The organism is Rhodococcus sp. ARC_M12 (assembly GCF_022810385.1).
Lineage (GTDB): Bacteria > Actinomycetota > Actinomycetes > Mycobacteriales > Mycobacteriaceae > Rhodococcoides > Rhodococcoides navarretei.
The window spans coordinates 241206-258209 of the sequence record NZ_JALGQI010000008.1; the positions used below are offsets into that span (position 1 = coordinate 241206).

The 17004-nt window shown below is 64.5% G+C and carries 16 protein-coding genes and 1 pseudogene; 9 read left to right on the plus strand and 8 right to left on the minus strand.

All coding sequences use genetic code 11. The features are described 5' to 3' along the window. The first annotated feature begins 27 nt into the window (after nt 1–27). The gene (locus MTX35_RS12725) at nt 28–1986 is read left to right on the plus strand and encodes a M13 family metallopeptidase (protein ID WP_243595303.1); all 1959 of its coding nucleotides are present in this window, start codon (nt 28–30) and stop codon (nt 1984–1986) included. Between the two features lie 76 nt (nt 1987–2062). Then, the gene (locus MTX35_RS12730) at nt 2063–3373 is read left to right on the plus strand and encodes a cytochrome P450 (RefSeq protein WP_243595304.1); all 1311 of its coding nucleotides are present in this window, start codon (nt 2063–2065) and stop codon (nt 3371–3373) included. On the opposite strand, the gene MTX35_RS12735 is transcribed toward MTX35_RS12730, so the two are convergent. Genes MTX35_RS12735 through MTX35_RS12750 form a run of 4 tightly spaced genes read right to left on the minus strand, consistent with a single transcriptional unit; the run spans nt 3351 to nt 7603 of the window. Further along, the gene (locus tag MTX35_RS12735) at nt 3351–4430 is read right to left on the minus strand and encodes an ABC transporter ATP-binding protein (RefSeq protein ID WP_243595305.1); all 1080 of its coding nucleotides are present in this window, start codon (nt 4428–4430) and stop codon (nt 3351–3353) included. The genes MTX35_RS12730 and MTX35_RS12735 overlap by 23 nt on opposite strands. Next, nucleotides 4430–5755 carry an ABC transporter substrate-binding protein gene (locus MTX35_RS12740; RefSeq protein WP_243595306.1) on the minus strand — a complete coding sequence of 442 codons (1326 nt, stop codon included), beginning with the start codon at nt 5753–5755 and terminating at the stop codon, nt 4430–4432. Before MTX35_RS12740 ends, MTX35_RS12735 begins: the two co-directional genes overlap by 1 nt. Before the next feature lie 28 nt (nt 5756–5783). Further along, nucleotides 5784–6674, minus strand: a complete 891-nt coding sequence (locus MTX35_RS12745) for a carbohydrate ABC transporter permease (RefSeq protein WP_243595307.1) — start codon at nt 6672–6674, stop codon at nt 5784–5786. Then, nucleotides 6671–7603, minus strand: a complete 933-nt coding sequence (locus tag MTX35_RS12750) for a carbohydrate ABC transporter permease (RefSeq protein WP_243595308.1) — start codon at nt 7601–7603, stop codon at nt 6671–6673. Before MTX35_RS12750 ends, MTX35_RS12745 begins: the two co-directional genes overlap by 4 nt. A 140-nt stretch (nt 7604–7743) precedes the next feature. Between MTX35_RS12750 and MTX35_RS12755 the strand changes: the two genes are divergently transcribed. Further along, nucleotides 7744–8223, plus strand: a complete 480-nt coding sequence (locus tag MTX35_RS12755) for a DinB family protein (protein WP_243595309.1) — start codon at nt 7744–7746, stop codon at nt 8221–8223. Between the two features lie 191 nt (nt 8224–8414). Here MTX35_RS12755 and MTX35_RS12760 read toward each other — a convergent pair whose 3' ends face one another. Further along, entirely contained in the window at nt 8415–9326 is a 912-nt protein-coding gene (locus tag MTX35_RS12760; protein WP_243595310.1) for a L,D-transpeptidase, read from the minus strand. 294 nt (nt 9327–9620) lie between these two features. Here MTX35_RS12760 and MTX35_RS12765 point away from each other — a divergent pair, with 294 nt between their 5' ends. Genes MTX35_RS12765 through MTX35_RS12780 form a run of 4 tightly spaced genes read left to right on the plus strand, consistent with a single transcriptional unit; the run spans nt 9621 to nt 12719 of the window. Beyond that, the gene (locus MTX35_RS12765; protein WP_243595311.1) at nt 9621–10340 is read left to right on the plus strand and encodes a glycosyltransferase family 2 protein; all 720 of its coding nucleotides are present in this window, start codon (nt 9621–9623) and stop codon (nt 10338–10340) included. Further along, nucleotides 10337–11332, plus strand: coding sequence for an acyl-CoA dehydrogenase family protein (locus tag MTX35_RS12770; protein ID WP_243595312.1), 996 nt, complete (start codon nt 10337–10339; stop codon nt 11330–11332). Before MTX35_RS12765 ends, MTX35_RS12770 begins: the two co-directional genes overlap by 4 nt. Beyond that, nucleotides 11326–12075: a PIG-L deacetylase family protein gene (locus tag MTX35_RS12775; protein WP_243595313.1), complete on the plus strand. Its 750-nt coding sequence runs from the start codon at nt 11326–11328 to the stop codon at nt 12073–12075. Before MTX35_RS12770 ends, MTX35_RS12775 begins: the two co-directional genes overlap by 7 nt. After that, nucleotides 12072–12719: an SAM-dependent methyltransferase gene (locus MTX35_RS12780; RefSeq protein ID WP_243595314.1), complete on the plus strand. Its 648-nt coding sequence runs from the start codon at nt 12072–12074 to the stop codon at nt 12717–12719. Before MTX35_RS12775 ends, MTX35_RS12780 begins: the two co-directional genes overlap by 4 nt. A gap of 25 nt (nt 12720–12744) precedes the next feature. Here the strand turns inward: MTX35_RS12780 and MTX35_RS12785 are convergent, their stop codons facing one another. Both MTX35_RS12785 and MTX35_RS12790 read right to left on the minus strand, forming a co-directional pair. After that, nucleotides 12745–13485 (minus strand): GAF and ANTAR domain-containing protein, encoded by a 741-nt coding sequence (locus tag MTX35_RS12785; protein WP_243595315.1) that lies wholly within the window; start codon nt 13483–13485, stop codon nt 12745–12747. Nucleotides 13486–13602: 117 nt separating this feature from the next. Next, the gene (locus MTX35_RS12790; RefSeq protein WP_243595316.1) at nt 13603–14628 is read right to left on the minus strand and encodes a putative zinc-binding metallopeptidase; all 1026 of its coding nucleotides are present in this window, start codon (nt 14626–14628) and stop codon (nt 13603–13605) included. 225 nt (nt 14629–14853) lie between these two features. Between MTX35_RS12790 and MTX35_RS12795 the strand changes: the two are divergent. After that, a pseudogene (locus tag MTX35_RS12795) lies at nt 14854–15540 on the plus strand (Na+/H+ antiporter NhaA); the annotation flags it as partial. A gap of 120 nt (nt 15541–15660) precedes the next feature. Here MTX35_RS12795 and MTX35_RS12800 read toward each other — a convergent pair. Continuing rightward, on the minus strand, nt 15661–16365 hold the full coding sequence (locus MTX35_RS12800) for a TetR/AcrR family transcriptional regulator (protein WP_243595317.1): 705 nt from the start codon (nt 16363–16365) through the stop codon (nt 15661–15663). Between the two features lie 203 nt (nt 16366–16568). Between MTX35_RS12800 and MTX35_RS12805 the strand changes: the two genes are divergently transcribed. Further along, on the plus strand, nt 16569–17004 hold a 436-nt coding region (locus MTX35_RS12805), incomplete at its 3' end, for an MFS transporter (RefSeq protein WP_374230286.1).

A 17004-nucleotide genomic window follows, 5' to 3' on the forward strand; every position in this document is an offset into this window, starting at 1 on the left:
CAAGCGCAAGAGTGTAAAGATGGACGGATGACTTCAGTAGTGAACTCGGGCATCGATCTCAGCTACCAGGACGAGAACACACGCGCGCAGGACGACCTCTTCGTGCACGTCAACGGCAAATGGCTGGAGGATTACAGCATCCCCGCCGACCGCGCCGTCGACGGTGCGTTCCGCACGTTGTACGACCGCGCCGAGGTCGACGTACAGACGATCATCGAAGAATCCGCGGCCGCCAACCCGCCCGCGGGTAGCGACGCACAAAAGATCGGCGACCTGTTCTCGAGCTTCATGGACGCCGATCGCGCGGAGCAACTCGGCGTCACCCCGATCGCCGACGAACTCACTGCCATCTCCGACGCCACCGACCTCGTCACCCTCGCAACCGTTCTCGGCTCACTGCAGCGCACCGGCGTGGGCGGTGCCATCGGCCATTACGTCGACACCGACGCCAAGCAGTCCGATCGCTACCTCGTGCACTTCAGCCAGTCCGGCATCGGCCTGCCCGACGAGTCGTACTACCGCCAGGACGAGTACGCCGACATTCGGGCGAGCTACCTCGCGCACATCTCGAAGATGTTCGCGCTCAGCGGTATCGAGTACGACGCACAGACGGTGTTCGACCTCGAGCAGAAGATCGCCGCCGGCCACTGGGACGTCGTGGCCAGGCGGGACGCCGAGAAGAGCTACAACCTGGTCGACTACGACACGTTGGTCAAGAACGGTGCCGGATTCAACTGGGCTGCATGGATTTCCGGACTCGGCAGCACCACCGAGCAGTTCGCCGAGATCGTGGTTCGGCAGCCTCCGTTCCTGAGCACCTTCGTCTCGCTGTGGAATTCCGAGGACATCGAAGCATGGAAGGCGTGGCTGGCCTGGCGCGTCGTGCATTCGCGGGCACCGTTCCTGACGAGCGCGATCGTCGACGAGAACTTCGCGTTCTACGGAACGACGCTGACCGGAACGGAGGAGAACCGCGAGCGCTGGAAGCGCGGTGTCTCCCTGGTCCAGGACGTGCTCGGCGAGGCCGTCGGCAAGCTGTACGTCGAACGCCACTTCCCGGCCGACTCCAAGGCTCGAATGAAGGTGCTGGTCGACAACCTCACCGAGGCGTACCGCCGGAACATCTCCGAGCTCGAATGGATGAGCCCGAAAACGCGCGAGAAGGCGTTGGACAAGCTGGGCAAGTTCACCCCCAAGATCGGCTACCCCGATCGCTGGCGCGACTACTCCAGCGTCGAGATCAGCGCCGACGACCTGCTCGGCAACTACCGACGCGGCTACACCGCGGACTACCAGCGCGACCTGGACAAGCTCGGCGGACCCGTCGACCGTGACGAGTGGTTCATGACGCCCCAGACCGTCAACGCCTACTACAACCCCGGCATGAACGAGATCGTCTTTCCCGCAGCCATTCTCCAGCCACCGTTCTTCGACCCCGAGGCCGACGACGCGGCCAACTACGGCGGTATCGGAGCCGTCATCGGCCACGAGATCGGCCACGGATTCGACGATCAGGGGGCCAAGTACGACGGCGACGGCAACATGGTCGACTGGTGGACCGACAACGACCGCACCGAATTCGGCAAGCGCACCACGGCCCTCATCGAGCAGTACAACGAGTTCGAGCCCAAGGCGCTACCCGGCCACAAGGTCAACGGTGAGTTCACCATCGGCGAGAACATCGGCGACCTGGGTGGTCTGTCGATCGCCGTCGCCGCCTACGAGATCTCACTCGAAGGCAAGGACGCACCGGTGCTCGACGGCCTGAGCGGGCTGCAGCGCGTGTTTTTCGGGTGGTCACAGGTGTGGCGCACCAAGGCACGAGACGCCGAGGCGATTCGTCGACTCGCCGTCGATCCGCACTCGCCGCCGGAGTTCCGTTGCAACGGCGTCGTGCGCAATCTGGACAGTTTTCACGAAGCGTTCGACGTACAGCCCGGAGATGCGCTGTACTTGGAGCCGGGGAAGCGCGTCAGGATCTGGTAACAGCAGGTGAGCGGAACTTCGTAGCGTGCTACGAAGTTCCGCTCACCTGGGGGACACAACGGGGAGGACTGTTCGGATGAGGGAATTCGTACGATGGCTCGCAGCGCACGGGGTCATCAGGTTCGCGGCCAAACGAGCAGCGGCCGCGGGCGATCCGCAGGCGATGCTGGTGGCCGATCCCGCGACGCGAGCCAATCCGACGCCGGTCTACGAGAAGCTGCGCGCCACCGCACCGCTGGTGAAGACTCGGATCTCGAACATCACCGTGCATCACCGGGTGGCATTCGACCTGCTGCGCTCGGACGACTTCCGGGTCACTCAGCTCGGTGCGACCCTTCCCGGTCCGATGCGGTGGGTCGAGGAGCACACCAGATCCGGCGCACTACACCCGATCCTGCCGCCCTCACTGCTGTCGGTCGAACCGCCGAACCACACCAGGTACCGCAAGCTGGTCTCCTCGGTCTTCACTGCCCGCGCGGTGAAGAAGATGCGCGATCAGGTGCAGGAAACGGCCGATGCCCTGCTCGACGAGCTGTCCGACGGCTCGCCGGTCGTCGACATCGGCGATCGCTATTGCGCGCGACTGCCGGTCGCGGTCATCGGGCGCATCCTCGGCGTACCCGAGGAGGACAATCAACGAGTTCTCGAGTTCGGCGAGATGGCCGCACCCAGTCTCGACATCGGATTGTCGTGGTCTCAGTTCAAGCAGGTCGAGCGTGGGCTGATCGGGTTCGACGCCTGGCTGTCGCAACACATCGCGGAGTTGCGCCGCAATCCCGGCGACGATCTGATGAGTCAGTTGATCGCCGCGAAGGACGAGGGCATCGGCCTCAACGACGAAGAGCTCAGGGCCACTGCCGGTTTGGTGCTGGCGGCGGGATTCGAGACGACGGTCAACCTCCTCGGCAGCGGAATCCGGTTGCTGCTCGACCATCCCGATCAACTGGCCGTGTTGCAACAGGATCCATCGCACTGGCCCACTGCGATCGACGAGATGTTGCGGATGGAGTCTCCCGTACAGCTCACGGCCCGTATGGCAAAGCACGACGTCGAGGTCGAGGGCGTGACGGTGCACGAGGGCAAGCTCGTCGTGCTGGTGCTGGCCGGTGCCAATCGGGATCCGCTGGTGTTCGAGGACCCCAATCGCTTCGACGTCACCCGTGCCAATGCCGGTAAGCACCTGTCGTTCTCGGGCGGACGCCACTACTGCCTCGGCGCGGCACTGGCCAAAGCCGAATCCGAAGTGGGACTCAAGACCCTGTTCGATCGGTTCCCTCACCTGCGGTCGGCAGGCGAGGGAACCCGACGCAACACCCGCGTATTGCACGGATGGGCTACTCTCCCAGTCGATCTGGGTGAGCCAGTCAGGACAACCGCAGGCCGGTAACGGAGTCGAAGAAGAACAACTCGTCGAGCCGGGGAACCAGTCGAATGGTTTCGGCCAGTGCGATCGACAGCTTGCGATCGACTCGGACCGACATCCTCCCGGATGCCGTGGTCCATCCATCGACCGCGGCGGGTGCGGAAGCGTAGATAAACGACTCCGCACCCAGTTCCTCGATCAGCTCGACGGTCAGCTGCAGGCCGGCCCCATCACCCACCAGGTCCCATGATTCCGGTCGCACGCCGACGACGACGCGCTCGCCCGCCGAGGCCGGGACGGGAATGCGCAACTCACCGAGTACGGCCGCACCGTCGCGCACGGGGGCGTCGACCAGATTCATTCCGGGTGACCCGATGAATCCGGCGACGAACGTGTTGACGGGATTGTCGTACAACTCCCGCGGCGCGGCGATCTGCTGCAGCTTTCCGTCCAGCAGGACGGCAACACGATCACCCATGGTCATGGCCTCGACCTGATCGTGGGTGACGTACACCGTCGTGGTGCCCAATCGTCGCTGCAGCCCGGCGATCTGGGCTCTGGTCGACACCCGCAGCTTGGCGTCGAGGTTGGACAATGGCTCGTCCATGCAGAACACCTTGGGCTGACGCACGATGGCGCGCCCCATCGCCACTCGCTGACGCTGCCCGCCCGAGAGCTTGCCGGGCTTGCGACCGAGCAGCGGCTCGAGCTCGAGCATCTTCGCCGCATCGAGGACTCGGGCGGCGGTGTCGGACTTGCTCATTCCGGCGTTGCGCAGCGCGAAGCCCATGTTGTCGCCGACGGTCATGTTGGGGTACAGCGCGTAGTTCTGGAACACCATCGCCACGTCCCTGGCCCGCGGTGCCAGCGAGGTGACGTCCACTCCGCCGATGTCGATGTGACCGCTTTCGACGGATTCGAGACCGGCGAGCATCCGCAGACTCGTCGACTTCCCGCAGCCCGAAGGTCCGACGAGAACGATGAATTCACCGTCCGCGATGTCGAGTTCGAGGTTATCGACAGCGAGCGCATCGGCTCCCGGGTACCGATGCGAGACACCGACGTAGTGAACGGCCGCCATTACTTCGGCAGCTTCGGGGTGATCTGGCGGTCGATGATCTGCTGCAACTGATCCGAGACGGACGCGAATGTGGTTGCCACATCGGCATTCTGCAGCGCGATCTGCTCGAGTCCACTACCGATGATCTTGTCGCCGCCGGGAACGAACACGCGGGCGTAATCCTGTGATCGGGTCAGCGCCAATTGGTCCACGGCCGTCTTCGCGTTGGGGTTCGCCTCGAGGAACGCGATCTCCGACGGATCCTGCTGCGCAGACTTGCGGACCGGCATGTAGCCGGTGTTCTGGGAGAAGTACGCGGTGTTGGCACCGTTGGTGACGAAGTCGATGAACCTGAGTGCGTTCACCTTTCGCTCGTCCGAGATCTTGGCCGGGATGGCAAGGCCCGCGCCACCCGTCGGGCAGCCGGGGGTGCCGTCGGTGGCCGGCAGGAAGGCAGTGCCGAACTCGAACGCGGCACCGGCCTTGATGGTGGACAGGTCGCCGGTGGAGGCGATGGTGGACGCGAGGATGCCCGCGGCGAAGTCGTTGGCGATGTCGTTGGAGACCGCGGCGTACTTCTTCGTATGAATCATGTCCTGCAGGAACTTGCCTGCCGCAATGGTATTGGGGTCGTCGAACTTCAGCTCGAACTGATCGGAGTACGATCCGCCGAACGTCCAGATCGGTCCCTCGAACGTCCACCCGAGATAGTCGACGGCGTTGCCCCAGCCGTGCGCGAGCTTGCCGTCTCCGACGACGGCCTGGATGCGCGGGCCCCACTCGTCGAATTCCTGCCAGGTGGCCGGTCCGCGATCGGGGAGCCCGGCCTGCTGCCAGACGGCCTTGTTGTAGTAGAACAGCGGCGTCGAGCGCGCGTACGGCAACGCCCAGTGGTTGCCGTTCCAGTTGTAGTCCGCCAGCAGTGAATCCACGTAATCGGACTGGTCGACGCCTGCTGCGGAGAAGTGCTTGTCGAGCGGCTCGATCGCACCGGTGAGGGCGTAGTTGAACCACCAAACGTCCGAGAGCACGACCACGTCGGGTACATCGTTACCGGAGAGCGCCGCGTTGAACTTCTGCGACACCTCCTCGTAGTTCTTGCCACCGTCGATGAGATTCACCGTCAGGCCGGGGTTCTCGGCCTGGAAACGCGAGATCAGTTCCTTCTCGAACTCCTGGGACTTGCCCGGGTGGTTCGACCAGAAGTTGATCGTGTTCGCATCGCCTTCGACAGCCTCGCCGCCCGACCCGCCCGATCCTGGGCCGCTGCACGCCGCGAGGGCAGCGGCAGCCGCAGCTGCACCGGTGAGCGTGAGGAAGCCACGCCGATTGATGATGTGTGCCATGGTGTTCGACTCCTGATAGTGAGGTGAATCAGCCCTTGACCGCACCGGAGGTGAGGCCCTTGATCATGTGGCGTTGCAGGACGAGAAAGACGAGAAGGATGGGCAGAATGGTCAGTACCGTCGCGGCCATCACTGCGCCCCAGTTGGTGTAGCCCTCGCTGTTCTGGAGCAGCGTCAACCCGACCGGCAGCGGGGCGACGGACGAGTCGTCGGACATCAGGAACGGCCAGAGGTATTCGTTCCATTCGTTGACGATGGTGATGATCGCGAACGCCACCATGGTCGGGCCCGACAGCGGCAGGATCACCCGGAACATCAGCCGTACCGGTCCGGCACCGTCCATCCGCGCGGCTTCGATGATCTCCGGCGGCAGCGACAGGAAGTGATTACGCATCAGGAAGGTACCGAAGGCGACGCCGGCCAGTGGAATGATGATGCCCTGGAACGAATTCCGCCACCCCAGTTCGGAGATGAGCGAGTAGTTGGAGATGACGGTGATCTGATTGGGCACCATCAGCGCGGCGATGATGACGAGAAAGACGATGTTCTTGCCCGGGAAGCGCAGGAACACCAGACCGTAGGCGCTCAGAACCCCGAGAACGAACTTGATGGACGACACGGCCGTGGTGATGATGATGGAGTTGCGCAGGTAGGTGAAGAACGGCACCTCCGTCGTCGCCTCGTCGTAGTTCTGCGGGTGAAACACGCTGGGCCACCACGTGACCGGCTGGACGTAGATGTCCGGTCGATCCTTGAAGGAGGTGATCAGGATCCAGAACAGTGGCAGCCCGATCATCAGCAGGACGGCGACCATGGCGGCGTATCCGAGGATGTTCGCGCTACGACGCGCACGTTGCTGGTCGCGCGGCCCGGGCGCCTTCTCCGGCGTGGCCGTCGGACGCTTGTCGGTCACAGTCATCGCTGATCGTCTCGATCCATGATTCGTACCTGCACGAGAGTGACGATCAACAGCACGAGGAACAGGATCGTCGCGACGGTGGCACCGTAGCCGGCTCGGAAGTTGCGGAACGTCTCCTCGTAGACCTGGTAGACCATCGTGGTGGTGCCGGTGCCCAGCGGACCTCCGCGCGTCATCACGTTGATGATGTCGAAAACCTGGAGCGAATTGAGCAGCACTGTGATCGACAGGAAGAACGTCGTCGGACGTAGTTGCGGCAGAAGCACTTTGCGGAAGGTGGTCCAGCGGCTCGCCTGATCGATCTCGGCCGCTTCCATCAGCTCCTTACGCACACCCTGCAGGGCCGCGAGGTAGATGACGAAGGTGTAGCCCAGGTTCTTCCACAGGTACGTCACGGTGATCATGACCATGGCCCACTTGGGGTCCTGATAGAAATCCGGGACCGCACCGAGGTCGAGGCGTCGCATCAGGTCCTGAACGAGTCCGAAGTTGGGGTCGAAGACGAACTGGAACGCGATGCCGATTGCGGCCCCCGAGACGACGTACGGGGCGAAGACTGCGGAGCGAACGAAGTTGCGGCCCCTGAGCTTTCGATCGAGCAGCAGCGCGAGCACCAGGCCGAGAACCAGTGAGCCCACCACTGCGGCGACCGTGAACACGACGGTGTTGCCGACGATCTGCCAGGTGTCCTCGCGAGACGCCCACTCGCGGTAGTTGTCGAAGCCGACGAACGTGGAGGTGGGCGAGGACAGGTTCCAGTCGAAGAAGGAGAACTGGAAGTTCTCGACCAGCGGCCGATACGTGAACACACCCAGCAGAACCAGGTTGGGGCCCACCAGAATCAGGAACAGTGCGTAGTCGGTCCACGGCCGCGAGAAGAAGCTCTTCTTCCTGGCCGTGGGCAGCACTCGTTCGGTTGTTGCACTCACCGCGAGGACTGTGCTCAGTCGCGGCTAACGATTGGTGAACTGAGCCCCAACGTTCACCGTCGGGCAGACCAAATGCTGCGCAGTGGTGCAGTAACGTGCGCGGCGGGTGTCGTTGATTCTGAACATGACAGGAGACGATGATGGGCACGTTCGACGTAGGACTTGCCGATGAGCGGACGCAGCTCGATGCGTTCGTCGAGGAGTACCGCAGCGATCTCGAGGTCATTCTCGATGGTCTGACCGAAGAGCAGGTCTGCCGCCGTCTGGTGCCGTCCGCTACGACGTTGCTCGGGTTGGTCAAGCACGTCACGTGGATGCAGCGGGTGTGGTTCGAGGAATGTATCGGTGGGACGTCGCGTCTGGAACTCGGTTTGGTACAGAGCCCGGAGGAGTCCTTTCGCCTCGACGTCGCAGACACCGCGTCCACTGTGATGGAGAGCTACCGGGTTGCGTGCGGGAGTGCCCGGACCGCGGTAGAAAAACTCTCTCTCGATGAGGTCGTGACCGGCCACCGTGCTGGTCCGCGTACGGTCCGGTGGGTCTACCTACAAGTTCTTCGCGAGCTCGCTCACCACTGCGGCCACGCGGACATCCTTCGGGAGCAACTGTTGGTCAGCTGAGGTGCGGAGGGGTAGAGACGAGCACCGTACTGGTTGTGGTTCTACCGGGCCGCGTACGGAATGGGCGTTGCCGTTCGCTGACTGACGAGACAGATTGAGGATCGGCTGGTCGAACCGAGTCACAGAGCGACCTATGTGAGCGGAACTTCGTAGCAGGGGTCGAAGTTCCGTGCACGTGCGGCGAAGCCGCTCTAACGGTTCCAGTCTCCCAGGCCGTCGGATCCGCTGAGGGTGCCGCCGTCGGTGTTGACGATGACGACGGGATCGCCCTTCTGGGCGTTCTCGAAGAACCACTTGCCGTCTTCGGTGCTGACGTTGAGGCAGCCGTGCGAGGCGTTGGAGTAGCCCTGCTGCGATTCCGACCACGGGGCCGCGTGTACGAAGATGCCGCTGTAGGAGATGCGCGTCGCGTACTCGACGTACGTGCGGTAACCCTCCTCGGAGTCCACGGGCACGCCGTAGGTGGACGAGTCCATGTACATGTCGCGGAATCGCTCGCCGACGATGTAGGTGCCGTTCGGGGTCTCGTGGCCGACCTTGCCCATCGAGGTGGGCATGGTGCGGACGACCTCGCCGTTGCGGGTGACGGTGATCTGCTTGGTGTTGTCGTCGGCCGTGGTGATGATCGAGTCGCCGGTGGAGAACTCGGCCTTCGCGCCACCTGCCTCGACGGTCACCTGGGTGTGCGCCGGGTAGAACTCGTTGGGCAGCCACCGGACCTGGCTGTCGTTGATCCAGTAGAAGTGTCCGTCGACGGACGGGTTCGTCGTGACGCGGATGGCGCGGAGCGCGGCATCGCGATCGCCGATGGCCTCGTCGAAGCGAATGGCGATGGGCTGCGCAACTCCGACGACCTCGCCGCCGGACGGGCTGATGCTCGGATCGGCGAAGTTCGCCGGCGCGAGCTGCGGAACGAGAGGCTGCGCGGGTGCAGGCACCGCGGGAGCCGAAGATCCCGGCATGCCGGGGATGGAGATGTCGGGCCCGCCCGGCCACAGCGGGGCGGCCTGTGCCGAACCGAATGCGGCGGACGCCGCGAGGGCTGTACCTGCAACGATCGCGCCGATACGGGCGAATCTGCGTGTGCGGACCGGTGATGCCATGTAACCCGACCATCCTTCGTACTGTGTCGCGATGCCCACGAACAGTGCTATCCAGGGCAACGCCCATTAACACACACCGCCCCGACATTTGCTAATCGGATATCGACGAAACGGGCGAAAGAAACCTCGAGTACGAGTATGTTCCCGCAACCGGTCCCGGGCGCTGTCGGACCAGGCCGCAGCGCATGTGTCGGCAGCCGGGGAACGGGTATGTGCAGGGGAAGCACATCCCGTCCAGACACCGGCGGATTCCGAAACGGACCTCTCCTGTCCGGTGTCCGAAGAGGGTGGACCGTGATCTCCGATGCTTTCCCCCGTACTCCCGTCAGCCACATCGTCGTCGTCGTACCGGCGCACAACGAGCAGGATCTGCTCGACGCGTGCCTGACCGCCCTGTCTCGAGCGCAGCGTCGCGTCGTCGAGGTGGCCTCGGTCCCCGTTTCCACGATCGTGGTGCTCGACGCGTGCACCGACGATTCTGCGAGCATCACCGCACGCCACCCGTTCGTGTCGACGATGGAAGTAGCTCACCGCAACGTCGGAGCGGCCCGGGCAGCGGGCTTCTCGGCGTGCGGCACCGAGCACGGAGCAACCACCTGGTTCGCCACCACCGATGCCGACACCCGGGTGGGTGAGGACTGGCTGCTCGGTCATCTCCGGCATGCCGCCGAGGGCGCTCGGGCAGTGGCAGGAACGGTGGTCGTCGACTTCGAGGATCGCTTCCGGGAGGATGTTGCCCTTCGGTCGTCGTACGACGCGCAGTATCGACACGAGGTCGGTCACCCACACGTCCACGGGGCCAACCTCGGGGTCCGGGCGACGGACTATCTCTCCGTCGGCGGATTCGCGCCTTTGACCACCGGCGAGGACCACGATCTGGTCCGACGCCTCGAGCTCGGCGGCATCGTGTGCCGTCGGGTGTGCGACATTCCGGTCACGACGTCGGGGCGCCTGCGCGGCAGAGCGCCCGACGGCATGGCCGGATTCCTACGTTCCCTGGAGCCCACCGCATGAGCGAGACCGGTTTTCTCGAATCCACCGACCGAGCAAACCTCGATACGGGGCTGCGCGCCGCGTTCTTGGCGTTCGAGGCGGACGGGCGTCTCGACCTGGCGCTGCCCGGCTCGGGATACACCGATCTGCGTTGGCAATCGCTCGCCGCGCTGAGCCGGCACAACACGGTGCTGGGCCGGTGGTCCGAGGCGCACACCGACGCGATCGCGATCCTGCACGAACTCGACGGCCCGACGCCACAGCGTGGGCAGATCTGGGGAGTGTGGGCCGCGGAACCGCCTGCGCCGATTCTCGAAGCGGTACTGGACGATTCGGGCTGGGTTCTCACCGGGACCAAACCGTGGTGCTCGGGTGCGTCACTGTGCACGCATGCGTTGGTGACGGCCCGGGTGGAGGGAAGTCCGCGGCTGTTCGCCGTCGATCTGACCCATCCGGGTGCAACTCCGGTTCCCGACACGTGGCATGCGGTGGGGATGAGCAAGAGCGATTCCGGTTCGGTCGCATTCGACAGTGTCCCCGCCGTCGCGGTCGGCGGACCGACCGACTACCTCACCCGGCCGGGCTTCTGGCACGGGGCAATCGGTGTGTCGGCAGCCTGGTTCGGTAGCGCGTGCGCGGTGGCGGACACGCTGCACGCCGCCGTCCGCGACCGGCCGGACCCGCACCGCGCTGCCCATCTCGGCGCCATCGCGGCGGCCCTCGGGGCAGCGTCGAGCGCACTGACCACTGCTGCAGCCGAAGTGGACGCGGATCCGTTCGACCGCTCCGGGCGAGCCCGAACCCGAGCCCGCGTCGTGCGCGCGGTGGTCGAGGACGCGGCGACACAATGCATCGACCGCGTCGGCCGCGCCCTCGGTGCCGGCCCACTGTGCGGCGACGCCGAACACGCGCAGCGCGTCGCAGATCTCACCGTCTATCTGAGGCAGAGCCACGCCGAACGCGATCTCGAAGCTCTCGGGCACGACATCGCCGAAGAGAACAACCCATGGTAGAGAACGCATTCGACGCCGAGGTCGACGTCGGCACCGCCGAGTCGGACTGGATGTCGGCCGACTGGTCCATCCCGGGCTTGGACTGGAAGGACGTCGTCACCATGGTTGTGGTCGCCCCGCACCCGGACGACGAGGTACTCGGTGTCGGCGGCCTGCTGTCCCTGGCTGCGGCAGCAGGGGTGGACGTTCGGGTGGTCGCAGTCACCGACGGTGACGGCTCTCACCCCGGATCCCCGTCCGTGACGGCGCAGGACCTTCGGACACGACGCCCCGTGGAGTCCGAGCGTGCGTTGGCCGAGTTGGGAATCGACCACTCTCCGACGCGTTTACAGATCGCCGACGGTACGGTCGAGGACCACGAGGGTGCGGTGGCCGATGCACTGATACCGCTGCTCGACGCCACTCCCGGTACGTGGTGCCTGACGCCCTGGCGCGGGGACGGCCATCCCGACCACGAAGCCACCGCACGTGCCTGCCTCACCGCGGCGAGCGCCGTCGGGATACCGGTGGTGGAGTATCCGATCTGGATGTGGCACTGGGCAACCCCCGATCATCCTGCCGTGCCGTGGACCCGCAGTCGCCGGATCGATCTCCCCGCCCACACACTCGAGGCCAAGCGAGCGTCGATCGAGCAGTTCGATTCTCAGATTCGCCCCCTGTCCGATCACCCCGCGGATCGAGCGGTGTTGCCGCCGCACGTTCTCGCTCGATACCGTCGACCGTTCGAGGTGGTGTTCGCGTGAGCCAGGGTTCTCGCAGCAGTCTCGGACCCGAGTACTTCCGCACCGTGTATGCGGTGAAGGACGATCCGTTCATGCTGGACAGCAAGTGGTACGAGCGTCGTAAATACGCCCTGACCCTGGCATCGCTGCCGAAGCCGCACTATCGGCGCGCACTCGAACCCGGCTGCTCCATCGGTGTGCTCACCCAGCAGCTGGCGGCCCGGTGCGACCACGTGGTGTCCACCGATGTGGTGGACAGCGCCCTCGATTCCGCGCGTAGGCGCGTCGGCGACACTGCCGCAGTCGAATTCGCGCGGTGGTCTCTTTCGGACGACTGGTCGACCTTGCCCGCATCCGCGGAGATGTTCGATCTGATCGTCGTCAGCGAGGTCGGGTACTACCTCGATGCCGACGACCTGACGTCCGCGATGGCCCGAGCTGTCGAACACCTGGAGGTCGGCGGCACCCTGGTGGCGGCACATTGGCGCCACGACGTGGACGACTATCCGCTCCCGGGCGATCGAGTCCACGAGATCATTGCTGCCACACCAGGATTGGCGTTGCTCAGCCGCTACCTGGACGAGGACGTTCGGATCGAGGTGTTCGTCGCCTCGGACGGTCCGGCGGTGTCGGTCGCGAGCACCGACGGCCTCGACGTGCGCTGACCGGGCTCGATCCTGTCGACGGGTCTCAGTCGGTCGACTTCGCTGCGTCGATGACCAGCCTTTCGGCGAGGTCGGCGAGTTTGACGTTGGTGTCCTGAGACAGCTTGGCCAGCAAAGCAAATGCCGCTTGCGAGTTCAGGTTGTACCGCTCCATCAGCATGCCCTTGGCCTGACCGATCAGATCTCGGCTCGTCAACGCGGCCCGGATCTGTTGTTCCTCGCGTGCGGCGGAGAACGCGATGGCCGCGTGCGCAGCGAACAGCGAGCCGATCGACTCGGCCTCGGCAGTGAACGCGTTGGTACGGGTGGAATGCAGGTTCAGTGCGCCGAAGTTGACTCCCTCGACGTAGAGCTGGAAGCAGATCATGCTCTTGACCCCGACCGCGGACGCCGCGTCGGCGAACAGTGGCCAGCGGGTGTCGCTGTCCATGTCGTCGATTCTGATGGTCGTCTGTTCGATCGCCGATTCGAGGCACGGTCCCTCGCCCAGCTGCTCCTGGATCTTGTCGCAGTGGCCGGCGGGTTCTCCCGACAACGCGGCGCTGTGTACGAACTTGCCCTGCAGCACGGTGGTGATGGACGCGAACTCAGCAGACGGGACGTTCGCCACCGCGGACTCGGTGATGACGGCCAGAACTCGATCCGGATCGGAATGCTGGCGCCGCAGCTTTTCGGCAACCTCGGCCAACCGTCGACTCAGCTCGAAATCGGTGACCGGCGGGCAAGTGCCCGTCGAATCCACTGTCTGCTCGCTGATGGTCGTCACCTCGTCCTGCTCCTGCACGCGTCCTGTTACCGATCAGGGGCGTACCCCGGCATCGGCGGTGTGCCGACAACACAGGATACGCCCCTGATGGCAAAGCTCAACGACCGTTAGCGGGCGTCAGAGGGTGCTGGGTGCAATCAGCGAGTGCACGTACCCGATTTTCTTCACGACGGTCGCCGGCAGCACGAACGGATAGAGGTCCTGGTGGCCCATCGAGCGGTTGATCTGGTTCAACGCCCACGACAACGGCAGCCACCAGTCGATGATCTGATCGAAGCCGACATCACCCGGCAGCGGGCTCTCCAGCGTCGAACCGGCCGGGGCCATGCCGAACGCAGCGGCCGTGTCGAGGGTGTCGCGAATGTGCAGGTAGTGCGCGAAGGTCTCGGCCCAGTCCTCGGCGGGGTGCATGGTGGCGTAGGACGAGACGTAGTTGTCTTCCCAGCCGTCGGGCGCACCTTCGCTGTAGTGGCGATCGAGAGCGTCCTGGTAGCTCGAATCGGGATCGCCGAACAGTTCCTCGAACGCCGCGCGATGTTCGCCGTTTCCGACCAACACCATCTGGTAGTAGTGGCCGATCTCGTGCCGGAAGTGTCCGACGAGTGTGCGGTACGGCTCCGACATCGCCACTCGTAGCTGCTCGCGGTGCACGTCGTCGCCCTCGGCCAGATCGAGGGTGATCAGTCCGTTGTCGTGGCCGGTCATCACCTGCTGGTCGGCGCTGGAGAGTAGGTCGAACACCAGACCGGTCGTCTCGTCCTCGTCCCGGCCGACGATGGGCAGTCCCAGTTCGGTGAGTTCGAGGACGACGCGACGCTTGTTGGTCTCGGCGTCGGCGTAGGCAGCCATCGCGTCCACGTCGTCGTCGGCGGGGCGAGTGCGGGTGAGCCGGCAGGAGACGCAGAGATCGTCGGTGTCGGCGGTGTCGACCAGCCAGTTGCACCGCGCGGTGTTGAGGTTGGCGCACATCTTCCACGTGGCACCGTCCACCTCTGCCTCGGCGACCCCGTCGTCCGCCTTGTCGGGGAGCACCAGCAGGGCTCTGCTCGGCAGATGGAAGCCGAGTGCACTCGAGCAGCTCAGACACAGTGAGTTCTCGAACGACAGCTTCTGTCCGCATTTGCGGCAGATGAAATCACGCATGGATGTTCCTTCGTGGCAGGGGTGAGTCGGACTCGTATTCCCGTTTATGGGCGGACTAATGCCGTTCGTCGAATATGTCGTACACATCTCTCCCGTCGTGCGGTGGGTTCGACAGCGCAATAACGTTACTCTGCGGGCCTGTCACCTGCGAGGAAGCAAACCGTCGACGCTCGCGTTGGTACAGACTGCTTCACAACCACTCTCCGAGAGGATCCGGGCCGGAAGATGGCAGATCAGATCACGCCGACGACTCGGCCGATGGCACGGTTCGTCGAACGGATCTCGCGGGCTCGCGGCGAGAAGAACAGCGAGACCCTGGCGGCAGGCTTTCTGCTCGCGGCGACACTGATCGCGCTGATCTGGGCCAACTCGCCCTTCGGCGAGACCTACCAATCGTTCTGGCACACCGAGCTGTCGGTCACCATCGGCGAGCACGGCATCTCCCTCGACCTCGCGCACTGGGTCAACGACGGACTCATGGCGTTGTTCTTCTTCGTCGTCGGTCTCGAGGTCAAGCGCGAGTTCGCGATGGGTGAGCTCACCGACCGATCCCGTGCCGCGATACCGATCGTCGCCGCCGTTGCCGGCCTGGCAGCACCGGCGTTGCTGTTCCTCGCCTTCAATCCTTCCGGCCCGGCCGCTCAGGCGTGGGGCGTCGTCATCTCCACCGACACCGCGTTCCTGCTCGGGGCACTCGCCGTCCTCGGACCGAAGAAGGCTGCCCGGCTGCGCATCTTCCTGCTCACCCTCGCGGTTGCGGACGATGTGGGTGCACTGGCGATCATCGCGTTCTTCTACACCGACAACCTCGACGTGGTGCCGCTGATTCTGGCGTTCGTCGGGCTCGGGCTGATCTTCCTGCTGCGCCGGCTCGAGGTGTGGCGCGGCTGTCAGTTTCAGAAGACGGCTGCACGATGTCAGAAGTGCACTGCAGTGCAACTCCGAGTTCTCGAGCACACGTCCGGCCGTATCCAGTGAGCGCTGCGATCCCTGACTGGATAGCGCATTGATGGTGAAATTTCGCATCAAGTTTTATTGGCCGTCGGTGAGCTGCGGGTCTAGCGTCGCGGCCGGCCGTGGACGGCTGTTGTCGCGCGAAGTGCTCGATCGGACACTTGCGGCATGGGCGGCGAGAAAGTTGTCGACGATTTGGATGCAGTCGTCGGCGTGGATGTGGCGCAGTCCTGTGAGGCGAGCGAACACTATCGGTCCGAGGAGCTGAATGAGGGCGAAGGTGGTGTCGATCTCGCCGAGTACAGCGCGGGCGTCAGGGGCCGTCAGGATCTGATCCAGGGACTTGCGGTATTGCTCTATGACACGGGCCCGAAGCGAGACCACCGCGCCAGGATCGAGATCGCGCCGGCTGGCGTCGCCGCTGTTGACGGGTCCCATTGCCAGCCAGGCCAGCGTGGTCATCTGCACGGGAGCTTGGTCGATGAGGTCGGCTTGGGTGGTGAGCAACGAAATCAGACGTTCACGTAGCGGACCGGTATCGATATCGGTGTCGACTGGGGGGAGTAGTCGCTCGAAGGTTGCAGCAAGCAGGTCAGTGGTACTTCCGAAGTGGCGGTACAGCGTGGCACGTGCAACCTTCGACATGCGGGTGACCGCCTCCACGGTGACCGCCTCGACACCGCCGGTGGCCAGCAGCTGGCCCGCCGCTTCGAGTAACCGGTTACGTGAGCGCGCCAGCCGGGGGTCGGCCGGGCCCTCGGCTGCAACGAGAGGGTCGACCATGAACGGGCTCCGCTCCATTTGACTGACAAGACATGTCCTCGCTTGACCATTCTGTCACACCCGCAAAGTTATGATACTAATAGTCTCGTACCGAGACGATCAGTCTCGAACTGGGAGGCTGGCCGTTGAACGAACGTAGATCCGACTCTGCCAGCGTCGCTCGATGGAGCGGTGCCCAGTGGTGGATGTTGATTGTGTCGTGCATGGCAGTCGCGTTGGTGGTGGCCGCAATGGCAGCATTGTATTCAGCGTTGCCCCAGATCGCGGTCGCGACAGGGGCGACGCAAGCTCAACTGACCTGGATAGTCGACGGTTATACGTTGGTTTTGGCGTGCTTCGTTCTGCCTGCCGGTGCGATCGGTGACCGGTACGGTCGCCGGGGGGTGCTCGTGGCGGGGTTGGCGTTGTTCGCTTTCGCGTCGGCATTGCCCTTGTTTCTCGCCGACCCGGCGTGGCTGATCGCTGCTCGCGCGTTGGCTGGGGCGGGTGCGGCGCTGGTCATGCCCTCTACCCTGTCGATACTGACCGCGGGATTTCCACCGGCGCATCGCGGCCGCGCTGTAGGTGTGTGGGCCGGGGTTGCTGGATCCGGGGCGGTCCTGGGCATCCTCGGGGCTGGTGTGCTGCTCGAACAGTGGT

Excerpts from the sequence above, each read along its gene's own strand:
- MTX35_RS12740 (WP_243595306.1), bottom strand. The coding sequence starts at position 5,755 with ATGGCACACATCATCAATCGGCGTGGCTTCCTCACGCTCACCGGTGCA.
- MTX35_RS12775 (WP_243595313.1), top strand. The coding sequence starts at position 11,326 with ATGGTAGAGAACGCATTCGACGCCGAGGTCGACGTCGGCACCGCCGAG.
- MTX35_RS12745 (WP_243595307.1), bottom strand. The coding sequence starts at position 6,674 with ATGACTGTGACCGACAAGCGTCCGACGGCCACGCCGGAGAAGGCGCCC.
- MTX35_RS12790 (WP_243595316.1), bottom strand. The coding sequence starts at position 14,628 with ATGCGTGATTTCATCTGCCGCAAATGCGGACAGAAGCTGTCGTTCGAG.
- MTX35_RS12800 (WP_243595317.1), bottom strand. The coding sequence starts at position 16,365 with ATGGTCGACCCTCTCGTTGCAGCCGAGGGCCCGGCCGACCCCCGGCTG.
- MTX35_RS12730 (WP_243595304.1), top strand. The coding sequence starts at position 2,063 with ATGAGGGAATTCGTACGATGGCTCGCAGCGCACGGGGTCATCAGGTTC.
- MTX35_RS12725 (WP_243595303.1), top strand. The coding sequence starts at position 28 with ATGACTTCAGTAGTGAACTCGGGCATCGATCTCAGCTACCAGGACGAG.
- MTX35_RS12760 (WP_243595310.1), bottom strand. The coding sequence starts at position 9,326 with ATGGCATCACCGGTCCGCACACGCAGATTCGCCCGTATCGGCGCGATC.
- MTX35_RS12755 (WP_243595309.1), top strand. The coding sequence starts at position 7,744 with ATGGGCACGTTCGACGTAGGACTTGCCGATGAGCGGACGCAGCTCGAT.
- MTX35_RS12770 (WP_243595312.1), top strand. The coding sequence starts at position 10,337 with ATGAGCGAGACCGGTTTTCTCGAATCCACCGACCGAGCAAACCTCGAT.
- MTX35_RS12735 (WP_243595305.1), bottom strand. The coding sequence starts at position 4,430 with ATGGCGGCCGTTCACTACGTCGGTGTCTCGCATCGGTACCCGGGAGCC.